This window comes from Cytobacillus sp. Hz8, assembly GCF_042263505.1.
GTDB lineage: Bacteria > Bacillota > Bacilli > Bacillales > Cytobacillaceae > Bacillus_BE.
Genome location: NZ_JBHKFI010000019.1, coordinates 61,038 through 75,172, shown reverse-complemented (window position 1 = coordinate 75,172; position 14,135 = coordinate 61,038). Strand labels below are relative to the sequence as shown.

General features: G+C 37.4%; 15 protein-coding genes. 11 read left to right on the top strand and 4 right to left on the bottom strand.

Annotation, left to right across the window (positions count from 1 at the left end; all coding sequences use genetic code 11):
* Positions 1-20 precede the first annotated feature (20 nt).
* Positions 21-1,241 (bottom strand): MFS transporter, encoded by a 1,221-nt coding sequence (locus tag ACE38V_RS18895; protein ID WP_375843721.1) that lies wholly within the window; start codon positions 1,239-1,241, stop codon positions 21-23.
* A gap of 190 nt (positions 1,242-1,431) precedes the next feature.
* Between ACE38V_RS18895 and ACE38V_RS18890 the strand changes: the two genes are divergently transcribed.
* The 5 genes from ACE38V_RS18890 (at position 1,432) to cysC (ending at position 5,332) form a co-directional block, all read left to right on the top strand.
* Positions 1,432-2,199: a phosphosulfolactate synthase gene (locus ACE38V_RS18890; protein ID WP_375843687.1), complete on the top strand. Its 768-nt coding sequence runs from the start codon at positions 1,432-1,434 to the stop codon at positions 2,197-2,199.
* The gene (locus ACE38V_RS18885; protein ID WP_375843685.1) at positions 2,184-2,771 is read left to right on the top strand and encodes a histidine phosphatase family protein; all 588 of its coding nucleotides are present in this window, start codon (positions 2,184-2,186) and stop codon (positions 2,769-2,771) included. The genes ACE38V_RS18890 and ACE38V_RS18885 overlap by 16 nt, the downstream gene beginning before the upstream one ends.
* Positions 2,749-3,459 (top strand): phosphoadenylyl-sulfate reductase, encoded by a 711-nt coding sequence (locus ACE38V_RS18880; protein ID WP_375843683.1) that lies wholly within the window; start codon positions 2,749-2,751, stop codon positions 3,457-3,459. The genes ACE38V_RS18885 and ACE38V_RS18880 overlap by 23 nt, the downstream gene beginning before the upstream one ends.
* A gap of 29 nt (positions 3,460-3,488) precedes the next feature.
* On the top strand, positions 3,489-4,646 hold the full coding sequence (gene sat, locus ACE38V_RS18875; RefSeq protein WP_375843682.1) for a sulfate adenylyltransferase: 1,158 nt from the start codon (positions 3,489-3,491) through the stop codon (positions 4,644-4,646).
* An 86-nt stretch (positions 4,647-4,732) separates the two neighbouring features.
* Positions 4,733-5,332 (top strand): adenylyl-sulfate kinase, encoded by a 600-nt coding sequence (gene cysC / locus ACE38V_RS18870; RefSeq protein WP_375843680.1) that lies wholly within the window; start codon positions 4,733-4,735, stop codon positions 5,330-5,332.
* A gap of 12 nt (positions 5,333-5,344) precedes the next feature.
* On the opposite strand, the gene ACE38V_RS18865 is transcribed toward cysC, so the two are convergent.
* Positions 5,345-5,962, bottom strand: coding sequence for a YitT family protein (locus ACE38V_RS18865; RefSeq protein ID WP_375843719.1), 618 nt, complete (start codon positions 5,960-5,962; stop codon positions 5,345-5,347).
* Positions 5,963-7,247: 1,285 nt separating this feature from the next.
* Entirely contained in the window at positions 7,248-9,914 is a 2,667-nt protein-coding gene (locus tag ACE38V_RS18860; RefSeq protein ID WP_375843717.1) for a calcium-translocating P-type ATPase, PMCA-type, read from the bottom strand.
* A gap of 487 nt (positions 9,915-10,401) precedes the next feature.
* Here ACE38V_RS18860 and ACE38V_RS18855 point away from each other — a divergent pair, with 487 nt between their 5' ends.
* Positions 10,402-11,589, top strand: coding sequence for an aminotransferase-like domain-containing protein (locus ACE38V_RS18855; protein ID WP_375843678.1), 1,188 nt, complete (start codon positions 10,402-10,404; stop codon positions 11,587-11,589).
* 161 nt (positions 11,590-11,750) lie between these two features.
* Here ACE38V_RS18855 and ACE38V_RS18850 read toward each other — a convergent pair whose 3' ends face one another.
* On the bottom strand, positions 11,751-12,194 hold the full coding sequence (locus tag ACE38V_RS18850) for a 2-thiouracil desulfurase family protein (RefSeq protein ID WP_375843677.1): 444 nt from the start codon (positions 12,192-12,194) through the stop codon (positions 11,751-11,753).
* 350 nt (positions 12,195-12,544) lie between these two features.
* Here ACE38V_RS18850 and ACE38V_RS18845 point away from each other — a divergent pair, with 350 nt between their 5' ends.
* The 5 genes from ACE38V_RS18845 to ACE38V_RS18825 all read left to right on the top strand — a co-directional run bounded on the left by ACE38V_RS18845 (position 12,545) and on the right by ACE38V_RS18825 (position 13,967).
* Positions 12,545-12,694, top strand: coding sequence for a hypothetical protein (locus ACE38V_RS18845; RefSeq protein ID WP_375843675.1), 150 nt, complete (start codon positions 12,545-12,547; stop codon positions 12,692-12,694).
* A gap of 116 nt (positions 12,695-12,810) precedes the next feature.
* Positions 12,811-13,029 carry a DUF1659 domain-containing protein gene (locus tag ACE38V_RS18840; protein ID WP_375843674.1) on the top strand — a complete coding sequence of 73 codons (219 nt, stop codon included), beginning with the start codon at positions 12,811-12,813 and terminating at the stop codon, positions 13,027-13,029.
* Between the two features lie 37 nt (positions 13,030-13,066).
* Positions 13,067-13,285 carry a DUF2922 domain-containing protein gene (locus ACE38V_RS18835; protein WP_375843673.1) on the top strand — a complete coding sequence of 73 codons (219 nt, stop codon included), beginning with the start codon at positions 13,067-13,069 and terminating at the stop codon, positions 13,283-13,285.
* A gap of 85 nt (positions 13,286-13,370) precedes the next feature.
* Positions 13,371-13,514: a YvrJ family protein gene (locus ACE38V_RS18830; protein ID WP_375843671.1), complete on the top strand. Its 144-nt coding sequence runs from the start codon at positions 13,371-13,373 to the stop codon at positions 13,512-13,514.
* A gap of 252 nt (positions 13,515-13,766) precedes the next feature.
* Entirely contained in the window at positions 13,767-13,967 is a 201-nt protein-coding gene (locus ACE38V_RS18825) for a cold-shock protein (protein ID WP_027323943.1), read from the top strand.
* Positions 13,968-14,135 lie beyond the last annotated feature (168 nt).

Sequence of the window (14,135 nt, the reverse complement as noted above, 5' to 3'; positions counted from 1 at the left end):
AAAATAAGTAACATTTCTTCTTAAGAGAATTGTAATTTTTCAAACAGAGTATCTTTCCCTTTTGTAGGTTCTTTCTTAGCAACGTGAATGAGCACAAGACAAAGGAGAGCACAAAAAAGAGTTAGCCCAGCTGTAGTGAGGAACATTCCTGTACGCGACCACTCCATTAACGTACTGAATATTGGCGGACCAATCGCCACTCCTAAGAATCGGACAGAACCGTAAATAGAAGTGACAAATCCTCTGCGATCAGTTGGAACGGAACCAGTAATTAAGCTATTAATACAAGGTAGAACAAGACCAGTCCCAATGCTGCTGACAACGAGAACACTAATAAATGGGATTAACTTTTTAAAAAGGATCAAGGATGAAAATGAAGCTGTCATGAGAATCAAACCTAAGATGATTAAAAATTTCATGAGCCGCATTCTTTTTCCAATTTTACTTCCCGTTATATAGGATGTGCTGGTCATAAATAAAAGTGGGATGGCCAATATTCCCCCTTTAATCAATCCATCAATATGATGTTCCTTCTCAAGAATATCGGATAAATAAAATAATATTCCAAAGAGTGTAAATAAGCACGTAGCCCCAGTTAAATAAGTGGCGAAAAGCCAACGTCCTTCCGTTTTAAAAACTGAAATAAGCCCTAAAGCGTATTTTCCAACAGGAGGTGGCTCTTTCTTCTTCTTCTTTTCTTTGATAAAAAAGATGGTTAAGAAAACGGAGATTAAGCAGAAAATGGGAAAGGCAAAGAAAGCAGCATACCAGAATAGCATCGCAAGTAAGGAACCGATTATGGGACTAATCACCTTTCCAAAGCCGTTGGATGCTTCGACAAGTCCTAAAACTTTACTTTGTTCTCCTCCCTTGAATAAATCCCCGGCTAATGCCATCGCAATCGGGGCAGTTCCCGCTGCTCCAAGCCCCTGCATAATCCGTCCAGCTAAGATCCATGTGTAGGAATTAGCAAACCAAGCAGCAGCAGCCCCTGCTAATAATCCACCGCTTCCATATAGAATCAAGGCAGGAATGATGACCGCTTTCCGGGAAAATCGATCTGAAAGGTATCCTAAAATGGGAATGGAGATAGCAGCAGCAATCGAAAAGGCAGAAATCACGAGACTGACCTTAAATTGTGTAATCCCTAGTTCGGTTTTCATTTTAGGAAGAATCGGAATGAGCATCGAGTTTCCTAGGACTAAAATCAATGGGATGGATCCAATTGCGAAAATAGTCATCCTTTTATGTGGTTGTTTGGACAAAAGTCGTACACTCCTAACGTAAAGAATCCCTAGTCCCTATTGTTTGGAAAGGTTCAAATGTTTATGCAGGGCGAATACCTAATTTATAAGAAATTAGCCCAATATTTACACATTCACCCAGCTCTTGAATAATCTATCCTAGAAAAATGGAGGAGGCGTTTTCCCTATGGATTTTTTAAACCTGCCGAGTCGCACAACTGGAATAAGAACCTATGGTCTTACTTCCATTGTTGATTTCGGGACTCCAGTAGGAGAATTGAAAAATATTTTATCAGATTATGGTGATTATATTGATATTGCAAAAATCGGAATTGGCTCTGCTTATATCACCCCAAATCTTAAAGACAAAATTCATTTATATAAGGAATATCAAATTAAACCATACTTTGGCGGTACCCTGTTTGAAAAATGCTACTTGCAAAAAAAACTCAGCGAATATTTTTCCACTTTACAAGACCTCGGAATTGACTGGATCGAAATATCTAACGGAACACTCAATATTCCATTACAGGAACGCCTTCAATTGATTTTTCTCTTAAAGGATCAGTTTCATATTATCGCTGAAGTCGGTTCAAAAGATGGCAATCACAGAATGTCAGTTTCCGAATGGCAGGAAGAAATTGGACTTCTATTAGATGCGGGCTGTGAATATGTCATCACAGAGGGCAGAGATTCAGGAACGGCAGGAATCTATGAAAAGAATGGAAATATAAAGGCAAATCTCATTCAGGAGGTTATAAGAGAACTCGATTATAAAAAAATTATTTTCGAAGCGCCCTTTCCAAAGCACCAAATGTTCTTTATTAATGAAATAGGTCCAAATGTCAATTTAGGAAATGTCAAACTTAGTGATGTCCTCATATTAGAGACACAACGAAGAGGATTGAGAAGTGAGACCTTTTATTTGGAGGATCCGGAATGCATATTGCCTTAATAAGACATCTCCCTACGGAATGGAATAGAAAAACTTGGCTTCAAGGAAGAAGAGATATAGGAATTTCTCCAGTAACAGATGAGGATCGGAAGAAGATTGAAGAAAATCAACACATACTCCGTAAATGGGAACCATTTGACTTCATTTTGGCGAGTTCATTGAAACGTACAAGACAAACAGCCGAAATTTATGGTTATACACCCCAATGTGAAAATCTCTTAGATGAATTAGACTTTGGACAATTTGAAGGAAAAACGAAAGAACAATTAATGCAAGCCTATCCGGAACAATGGGTGGAAAATCCACAGGATATAGTCCTTGGGGAAAGGGTACAGAATTTAGAGACAAGAATTGAACGGTTTTTAAAAAAATATAAAAATGGTGAAAACCTCTTAATCTTCGGACACGGCTCATGGATGAGGGCCATAATTTCCTATTATCAATTTGGGCATATCCATAACATGAACAAAATGATTGTGGAAAATAATGATTGTGTGATTTTACCAATTAATCAGACATTCTTTGAAAAAAGGAAGGGGGGGTATTCCTTTGACAAGTTCCATTACCTATGAAAACTGGGATGAGGATCATGTTGTTTCGCTTTTTAAAAGTCAACCTGATTATATGGATATTTTAAAATGGGCGTATGAAGAATATAAGGATGATATTGTTTATGCCTGCAGTTTCGGAGCAGAAGGGATGGTGCTCATTGATTTAATCAGCAAGATCAGAAAAAATGCGAAAATCATCTTTCTCGATACGGGTCTACATTTTAAAGAGACCTATGAATTGATTGATGAGGTGAAGAAACGTTATCCCAATTTGGAAATTAAGATGGTGACACCAAAAGCCTCCGTTGAGGAACAGGCAAGATGGTATGGAAATGAGCTTTGGTTGGATAATCCCAATCTCTGTTGTCACATGCGAAAAGTCGCCCCTTTGAGTGAAGCATTACAAAGTGCGACGGCATGGATTTCTGGGCTTCGAAGAGAGCAATCCCCAATGAGAAGCCAGATTCAATTTATTAATAAGGATGAGAAATTTCAAAAAATAAAAATTTGTCCGCTCATTCATTGGACTTGGGAGGATATTCTAACCTATATTCGGTTGAATCAATTACCATATAATCCATTGCATGATCAAGGGTATCCTTCAATTGGGTGTGCAACTTGTACGAAAGCGGTTGAAGGCAATCATGATTTGCGTTCAGGACGTTGGGTTGGTCATGAGAAATCAGAATGTGGTCTTCATTTAAAATAGCTTACAAGAGATAAAGGGAGGAGAAAGCGGTGAGCAATAGTATTCCTCATGGAGGAAAGCTTGTCAGCCGGATTCGTTTAAATGATCTTGTTGATTATTCCTTAAATTATGTTGAGATTGACAGGATGGAATTAAGTGATTTGGAATTACTTGCAAATGGAGGCTATAGTCCGCTTGAAGGATTTATGGGGAGGGCAGATTATGAGGAAGTCCTGGAAAGGATGAGACTAACGAACGGATTGCCATGGTCTATCCCTATTACCTTATCGATAGAGAGGGAGAAGGCAAGACAGATTCAAATTGGGGAAACCATTAACCTTATTTATGAGGGTATTGTGTATGGACTTATGGAAGTGGAAGAAATTTATACACCCAATAAAAAAATTGAAGCACAAAGGGTCTATCAAACAACAGATATAAATCATCCAGGCGTTAAAAAGCTTTATGATCGGAAGGACATCTATATTGCAGGACCTATCACTTTGTTGAAAAGATCTGAGAAGGAAAAGTTTGAAGCTTATTATTTAGATCCAACGCAAACAAGAGAAAGGTTTCAACAATTGGGCTGGAAAACAGTTGTTGGTTTTCAAACCCGTAATCCGGTTCATCGGGCCCATGAATATATTCAAAAAACGGCAATGGAAATCGTGGATGGCCTATTTTTAAATCCTTTAGTCGGTGAAACGAAAGCGGATGACATTCCAAGTGAAATTCGCATGAAAAGCTATCAAGTATTACTAGATCATTATTACCCAAAGAATCGCGTGTTTTTATCTGTTTTTCCAGCAGCCATGAGATACGCTGGACCAAGAGAAGCTGTTTTTCATGCGATCGTGCGAAAAAATTACGGTTGTACGCATTTTATCGTTGGCAGAGATCATGCAGGGGTAGGAAATTATTATGGAACCTATGACGCCCAGAAAATTTTTAAAAATTTTACTGAAGAGGAGTTAGGAATTCAACTGCTGTTTTTTGAAAATAGCTTCTTCTGTAAAAAATGCGAAAACATGGCTTCTGAAAAAACTTGCCCGCATGATGCAAGTTTCCATGTAGTTTTATCGGGTACAAGGGTACGACAAATGTTAAAAGAAGGCGAACTGCCACCAAAGGAATTTAGTCGACCAGAAGTCGTTGAAATCCTCATTCAAGGGTTGAAAGAATATAATCCTGAACAAATCATCCTCTAATAAAGAGCACCAAAAGTTAAGTTGTACTTGAACGATTGATGAATTTCTGTAATTTGATCAAATTGCTAGATTAAAGGATGTCGAAAATGAACATAAGTGAGAATATCATTTGGCATGAAACTACTATTCAAAAAAGAAATCGTCAGCAATTAAATGGACATAAAAGCTGCGTTCTTTGGTTTACAGGTTTGTCGGGCTCTGGAAAGTCAACCTTAGCGAATGCGGTTGATCATCTGCTATTTCAGGAGCAGTATAGAAGTTATTGTTTAGATGGAGATAATATTCGTCATGGTTTAAATCGTGATTTAGGCTTTAGCACCCAGGATCGCAAAGAAAATATCCGGAGAATTGGCGAGGTTGCTAAGCTTTTTATCGATTGTGGAATGATCGTTTTAACGGCATTTATTTCCCCTTTTCGAGAGGATAGAGAGCTCGTAAGAAGGATGTTTGCAGAGGATGAGTTTATTGAAATTTATTTGCAATGTCCGATTCATACCTGTGAGAAGCGGGATCCAAAAGGCTTGTATCAAAAGGCAAGGAAAGGGGAAATTCTTGAATTTACAGGGATTACCTCACCTTATGAGCAACCTGCTAATCCCGAAATGATGATCGATACGGGAGTATTGTCAATTGAAGAATCTGCACACCATATTTTAACTTATTTAAATGAGAAGAAAATCCTGTAAGGGAATTTCTTCTTATTTTTTTCTCCAGATAGGTGATAAAATTTTGATATTTGCGAATCTAATTTCATAAATATAGTCAATGATATTGGTGGAGAAGAATTGACAAATAATGGCGAAGATGACGATTTTAAAATCAATGATAAGGGCTGTTAATAAAAAAATAAGCAAGTTAATTCCCATCATGACTTTTCCTGGGCTCCAGTTTTTATAGGTGGCAATCATTAAAGCGGGAATAACCATTCCTCCACTTGAAGCGCCCGCACGGATTAATAATCCAACTCCAATTCCAAATAGTAGACTGCCGCATACGAGATCCAAGAAAATATGGACATGAGGAAGTGAGGTCTGGGCAGAAAGGATACTAATCGTTGTTGAGGTAATGGCAACAGAAATGATGGTTCTTAAAGTCCAAGTATACCCAAAATATTTTAACGCAAAGATTAAAAAAACGATATTTGCAATCCATAGGGAAAAACCAAGGGGGAGATGAAGAAAATGGTTTAACAAAAGGGCAATCCCAGCTGCTCCTCCAGAAGGGATGGAATGTGGAAAGAGAAATAGTGACATAGACATTCCTTGTAGGGTCGCTCCGATCAATAAGGTTACATACGTTAACACTAATTTTCTCATGATATTAGGTTGTAAATCATCCATATGTTAACATGTATTTCCACAACCAGTCCATCCTCTCTGAATGAGTTCTCCTACCTTGTCCATTTTATGAGACGTATTACTAAAATATGTTGAATAGGATGAGTTTGTTAACGTTGAATGTTTATGAATATCTTGAAAAATAGTGGAAAATTTGCAATAGTGAAATTCGTCACAATCCATTCACAATTATCTGTTTATTCTAAAGATTCTCGTGTTATAATAAAGACATAGAAAGAGATACCCTATAACATCTTAGGAGGCTCAACCATAAATGCTCGTTTCGTTAAGTGAACGAGAAAACATTTTATTCTTCATCTAATTGAAAGAATAGTTCAATTCAATGCTCAATCGAAAGGCAGGAAATTTGCAGAGCACTTTAAATGTATTTCATTTTTGAAAACATTTAAAGCCAATTTCTTTAAACTTAAAGGTTGAAAGGAGCGGCAAATTCTTTAAACAATCATCCAAAAGATCGAATGTTGATTGAATAATCTAAAAGGTCAAAATGGATTTTCTGTCTATTTCGGAAAAATACGCAGAAATGAAATTTAAAACCAAAAGAATTTGATTCCTTTAAAAAATGACATCAGAACCTTTTAATAGGAAACTGAATGCATGATTTTTAGAAGTCAGATTTGAGATATGAAGATCTATTTCCAAAAATTATCTGAAAAATAATGATTGGAAAAGTAGAAAATTTGGATGAATAAAGAGTGGTGGTCGTTTAACTTTATACTAGAAAGTGAGAAGAAATAAGCAAGGTTTTCGGGAAGTGGTGATATCGAGCATCATTTATATAACCACTATCAAAGCTTATTAGAGAAGAGTAAGATTGAGTGAAATTGACAGTTAGATAGGAATGATGAGTCTCGCGGTGATTAGACCGCTAATAATGATGAAATGGGAAGTACAAGTAAGTAATGGGAGAAACCTATTATATTTGAATTATCCCGAACACGGAACAGCAGACATCGGCTGAATCCGTCCATCATGATTAATGAAAATTAATCAATGGCGCTTGTCAATTTTTAGCTGGTGCCCATGGTTGGGTCTCCTAAGATGTTATGAAACATCTTCCTGAATAATAGGAAGGTGTTTATTTTTGTGTAAATTTGCTAGCCATCAATATTAAGGGAGCTTCTAAAAAGTAATTTTTTAAATCAAATCGTTATCAAGAAAGGCCCAAGAATGCGCTTGTTTTGCACCATTCTTGGGCTTTTTAGTTTGGATAAAAAATTCTCCTCGTTTCCTGAAAGTTCTTTTATTCATTCCCAAATATTCTTTTTCCTGCTTTATAAAGTTCATTCAACAATACTGGAAGAATCGAAAGTACAGCGACAAACAGCCAATCTTTCCAAGTTAAATAGACAATCTCAAAAAATTGATTTAAAACGGGGAAAGCCACTAAAATCATTTGAATGCTGACTCCGATGAAAATGGAAGCGAGCAAATATTTATTAGTGAATAGGCCCACCTGAAACATGGATTTTTTTGGATGCCTTAAATTAATGGCATGAAAAAGCTGTGAAACACTTAAGGTAACAAAGGTAAGGGTTTGCGCATGAACTAGGACGTTAATTGGAATTTGATCAAAATGGATGGAAAAGAATGAGTCAGCATGTGAGTAATAGGCTAAACCAGTAATGAACGCAAAAAGTGATATTATTCCAATTAAAATGCCATTTATGATCGTGAATGCTCCACCTTGATTAGCAAAAATACTTTCTTTAATGGAGCGGGGCCTACGTTTCATTACGTCCGGATCATCTGGATCAAGCCCTAGAGAAATCGCTGGAATGGTATCCGTTATTAAGTTGATCCATAAAATATGAATCGCTGTAAGCGGAGCGGGCCACCCAAATAATATGGCAAGAAAAAGTACAACAATTTCACCTAAATTACAGGATAAAAGAAACAAGATGGATTTTTTAATATTTTGATATATATTTCGGCCTTGTTCTACTGCTTTAACGATGGTTGTGAAATTATCATCTGTTAAGACGATATCAGCTGCTCCTTTGGCAACATCGGTTCCACCTTTCCCCATGGCAACGCCAACGTCTGCTTGTTGCAAAGAAGGGGCATCGTTTACGCCATCTCCCGTCATTGAGACAATGTCTCCATTTTTTTTGAGCGCCTTGACAATTTTCACTTTGTGGTCGGGTGAAACACGGGCAAATACACGAACCTTTTTCACTTTTTCTGAAAGTTCTTTATCATTAAAATCATCTAATTCTAGACCTGTTAAAGCTTCAGAATGAGGATCCGCTATCCCAAGTTCCTTGGCAATGGCTAAAGCTGTTTTGGGATGATCACCTGTAATCATCACCGTTCTTATTCCTGCTGCATTACAGGCAGTGATCGCTGCTTTCACCTCTTCTCTTGGCGGGTCAATCATTCCAGTTAAACCAAGGAACACTAAATCCTGCTCAACGGAGTCTTGCGTAAAGCTTTTTGAAGAGGGAATCTCTTTATAGGCAATGGCTAAAACACGCAACGCCTCATCAGACATTTGATTTGCCTGTTTTTTAATCCTTTCCTTATTTATTTCATCTAACTCAATGATTTGGCCATCTTGCATTATATAGGTAGATAAATGAATAATTTTTTCTAAAGCCCCTTTTACCATCACTACATACTGCGATCCGTTTCTATGTATTGTTGTCATCATTTTTCGTTCAGAATCAAAGGGGAATTCATGAACTCTTTCAAATTTTTGGTCTAAAATAAGCTTATCAAAACCTGCCTGCTTGGCAGCAAGCAACAAGGCAATTTCTGTTGGATCCCCAGATTGTTCTTCTTCTGTCGCTACAGCATCATTGCATAAGACCATGGCTTCAAAGAAAAGTCTTTCGTTTGTCTGCTTAGGCTGCAAGGCAGAAAGGGAGGAATAATGATTATTAACTAATATTTTTGTGACCGTCATTTTATTTTGCGTGAGTGTTCCTGTTTTATCCGTGCATATTACGCTGACTGCTCCAAGGGTCTCGACAGCTGGAAGTTTTCGCACGACTGCCTGATGTTTAATCATTCTCTGTACGCCCAAGGCCAAGACAATAGATACGATGGCAGGAAGTCCTTCAGGAATAGCGGCAACAGAGAGACTAATAGCAATTAAAAACATTTCAAGGAGATTTCTCCCTTGGATCAATCCTATCAGAAAAATAACGGCCGAAATCAGTAGGGCTCCGAATCCAAGAATTTTTCCAAGCTCTGCAAGTTTGAGCTGTAAAGGAGTTTGTTCGCGTTTAAATGAGCCAAGCATAGTCGCGATTTTCCCGATTTCCGTATTCATGCCCGTGTTAACCACCACTCCGATTGCTCGGCCGTAGGTGGACACAGTAGACATGAAAGCCATATTCTCTTGCTCTGCAATGGGGATATCATTCGCTGAGAGCCAACTGGCATCTTTATCAACGGGAACGGATTCCCCTGTTAAGGAGGATTCCTCCATTTTTAAATTGACAGTTTCGATTAAGCGCAAATCGGCAGGAATATATCTGCCCGCATCAATGATTACAATATCTCCTGGAACAATGAGCTCAGAAGGTATTTCCTTCAAAACACCGCCTCGTTTCACTATTGCCTTTGGAGAGGTCATTTTCTTTAGCTCCTCTAACGCCTTTTCTGCTTTTGATTCCTGAAGAATTCCAATCATGGCATTAAGGAGGATGACAATCAGGATAATAATCGCATCACTTATTTCTCCTACCGATAGAGAAAGGATAGCTGCAAAAATCAAAATATAAATTAACCAGTTATTTATTTGGTCAAAGAAAAGCCGTAAAAAGGTAGGCTTTTTCCGCTCAAGAAACTCATTTTTCCCAAATGTAGCCAAACGTGTTTCAGCCTCCTGATTCGTTAAACCATTCACTGGATCACTTTTTAATTCAGCAAGGACCTCTTGTATTGTTTTGGTTGACCACATCATATTTTCACTCTCCTAATTAGAAGTGGAAAAACATATCTAATTTTATTTAATCATATAAAATTAGAGAAAAATCGTTAAATTTAAAAAATTATAAGAAATAGCAGGAATGTCTCGTCATTGTATGAAACGGATCGAGTCGCTATAATGGGGTAAAATTATTCATGTTGAAGGTTTTGAGGAAGATGTGCTTAATTTTGTTTGCTTTTTTAGGAACATTCAAAGTGTAAATCGAATGTGAATAAGGATCAGTCATATTTAAATTTTTTAATAATGGGTTGTGAAATTCTTCGGGTTGCCTTCCAAAAAAGACCATAAATAATAGTTTCTTCTATAATAAATAAATTTTAAGTACAATTTTCGAAATTTTTTGTAAAATCAATTGAAATTTCCATAAAAGATGGTATATCATTAATAAACGATACGTTTTGTATAGGTAAAATTATATTTATTACTATCTTTGATGAAGAAAAGGAAGGGACCTTTTATGGATTATTCATTTGCTGACCGAACAAAAAATTTTGAATCATCGGCTGTTAGAGATATTTTGAACGTGATTCAACAAGGGAATGTGATATCATTTGCAGGAGGCCTTCCCTGTGAAGAGCTGTTTCCTCTAGCGGCGGTCCAATCAGCATATGAAAAAGTATTGGCATCTGGAAATGCATCTATGCAATATGGATTAACAGAAGGATTTACACCTTTAAGAGAAGGTATTTCAGAATGGATGAAAGATAAGGGAATTAAGACAGATCCCAGCCGTATCTTGCTAACAACAGGCTCACAACAAGCAATTTATTTATTTTCGCGAATTATGATTTCCGATGGAGATGTTGTGTTAACGGAAAATCCAACGTATTTGTCAGCACTGCAAGTTTTCCGCTCATTTGGTGCAAATGTTGTCTCTGTGGAAGGCGATGAGCATGGAATGAATCCGGACGATTTAGAAGAAAAGATAAAGCGATGTAAGCCCAAATTTATTTATGTCATCCCGACTTTTTCGAATCCCGATGGCAAGGTTTGGAGTACAGAACGGAGACAACGTTTGTTAGAGCTTTGTTATCAATATGATGTGTTAGTTTTGGAAGACGATCCTTATGGGGAAATTAAGTTTGATGAGTCAATTACCTATCCTTCTGTAGCTTCGTTTGATCATAAACAAACACATGTGTTATATACAAGTACATTTTCAAAAACAGTCGTTCCAGCTCTTCGCACAGGGTGGATTACGGGACCGGCAGAAGTCATTGCCATGATGTCGCAGGCAAAGCAAATGGTGGATTTGCACTCTAGCTCAATCGATCAACAAGCCTTATATTTTGTATTAAGAGATTTTGATCTAAAAGGCCATATACAGCAATTAAGAAAAGAATATTATAAACGAATGATGTTGATGCAGGACTATTTAAACAAGCTCACTCCAGGGACCTTTACATGGAAGGAACCAAAGGGGGGAATGTTCTTATGGGTGAAAGGACAGGAGGATTTAAATACAACTGCCTTACTTTCTGAAGCAGTAGCAAAAGGTGTAGCATTTGTACCGGGTGTACAATTCTATGCCATGAATCCAAAAGAAAACACCTTCCGATTAAATTACAGCTACCCATCACCTGAAAAAATAAACCTAGGTATGGATCGACTCGTATCTGTTTTATTAAATGGAGTACCTGTATAAGAAGCACGGGGACGTTTCTTTGCTTCTTTTCTAATTCACATGGAAGAAGCAAGGGGAAAAAATCTAAAAAGTACTAATAAAAACTCAAATAAAATTGCCCTGTTGAGAGAAAATCTCTTCAGGGCTTTTCTGATTCATGTTCAGTGGAAAAGTATCCTAATTTAAAAATCTTTCTCAGAAATAACCTCGATTCCATTTCTTTTTAGGAGGGCAGTCGTGACTCCCATTCCAGGTTTCTTTTCACCATTAAAGTGACCATTATAAATAAAAGAGCTTCCGCATGAGGGGCTATTTTCTTTCAAAATAACGCAAGTTGCCCCTACCTCTTGAGCTTTTTTAAGAACGGCATAAGCTCCTTGCAAAAACGAATCAGTTACGTCCTTCCCGGTTTGGTCCATTACGAGTGCTTTATTCTCAAGGACATCCTCGCCGTCCCCACCGACAATTTCTGCCGGAATTCTTGGGATTGGTAATCCTCCAAGAACCTCTGGGCAAATTGAGATCGCCTTATTTTCCTCAAGCAGCTTTTTGATGCGGTCATTTAGACAATCCCCGCCATCATAGCGAACCTTTATTCCTGCTAAGCAAGAGCTAACAAGTATCATTTTCTCACCTCATTTAAGTGTTCCTTTACCTTCAATATTTTCATATACACTTGCATATGGCAAGAACTTATTATTCCATGAATGTCCGTCAAATATATGAATGAAATTTGGTTGAGTGTAATATGAAGGGGCCGTTCGAAAAACAGTTGGATAAGCTCAAATTAGTTAACAAGTAAAGCGCAAGAATGCTGTTATTCCAACATTCTTGTGCTTTGAGTTTAGGAAAAATTCATCCTAAAAAGGACATTTTAGACCGTCCTTATGAAATTGCTGATTTGCTAATGACAATAAAAAAGTCTCGTTTAATAATCCGATTGGTTACATATTTTAAGCATAGGAGGTGAGAAGGTATGCCAAGTGGTAAGGAACTTGAACAACTTCCTATGGCAAATGTGGCGCCAGGAATGGGGGATGATCAAAGTAAATTTAATCGTGTGAAATTAAATGAAACAATGGAGAGAGTTCAGCCCCAACCAAGTCAGGTCAAATCGAAAAAATAAAATAGGTAATGTCAAAAATGGATTCCTATCATATGATTGGGAATCCTTTTTATTTAGGAAAGTCCAACCTTTTCTTCCTTTTCACTCTATATATAAGGTGAAAGGAGGTGAGGAAGATGGCAGAGGCGATGATTATGGATACAAAGCTTCGTTTAGTCTTTGATGGCGGAATGGATGAAAAGGGTGATCCGATTTACAAAAGTAAAACCTACAGTAATATCAAAAAGGATGTCACCACAGATCAGCTATCACAAGCAGGAAAAGCTCTGGCATCACTTTCAGGCAATACACTGGTTGGAATTGAAAGGAACGACAATTTTGAAATCGTTGGCTAAAGAACGATTAGATTGAAGTAAAGGAGGCTCGGGAAAAATGGCGAAAACACTTGAATTGCAATTTACCACTGACTTAGGAAAATCACTGACGATTTCGGTTGATGCACCGAAGGAACCAGTTGATCCAGTGCAAGTGAAGCAGGCGATGGAGGAAATTATCGCTGCGAATGTTTTTTATGGGAGTAACGGGAAAACGGTCGCTGCTAAGGGTGCACGAATTGTAGAAAGAAATGTCACGGACTATGAAATTATCTAATGATTAATGGAAGAAGGTCGGCTTCATTTGAATCCGGCCTTTTTGCCTAAATGTTAAGAATCAATGAGGAGAAGGAGGAGAAGTCATGGATCAGCTTGTTCCTTTTATTAGCGATGTAGGGTTTCCAATCGTTGTGACATTATATTTGCTATATCGAATTGAAGCGAAGCTTGATGTGGTGGTGCAGTCGATTGAAAGTCTTCCAAAACGATTAAAAGAAACGATTTGAAAGGGATTTCCTAGTGAAAGATAGGAAGCGAAAATGAAAGGATGATCATGTCAAGAAAGTTTGCCCTTTCTTGACATTAAAGGGCTTTCATGCTAAATTTTAATTAGCCGTTCTGCATCGTGTTACGTTTTTGCAAGGTTCTTGTTCCAAGTAAAAATTTAAAAAATTGGATGAGTAATGTCATAAATGCTATACGTTGTAAATGGTTAATTTTCGCATGGCTAACTGTAAGCCAATAGGAGGATTTCTTTTATGAAAAACGGTAAAGTTAAATGGTTTAATGCTGAAAAAGGTTTCGGATTCATCGAAGCTGAAGATGGAAACGATGTATTTGTACATTACTCTGCTATCCAATCAGAAGGTTTCAAATCATTAGAAGAAGGTCAAGAAGTTTCTTTCGAAGTGGTTGAAGGTGCTCGCGGACCACAAGCTGCAAACGTTACTAAAAAATAATGGATAACAAATATGCCAGTCCAGCCGTTTGGTTGGACTGTTTTTTATTGTACATAGAGTACTCCTTTCTTTCCACATCACAATTTCCACTATTTTGCCATTTTTATTATTAGATTAAAATCTTAAAGTATTTTATGATAGATGTAGTGATAGAGATAATTCTACTAT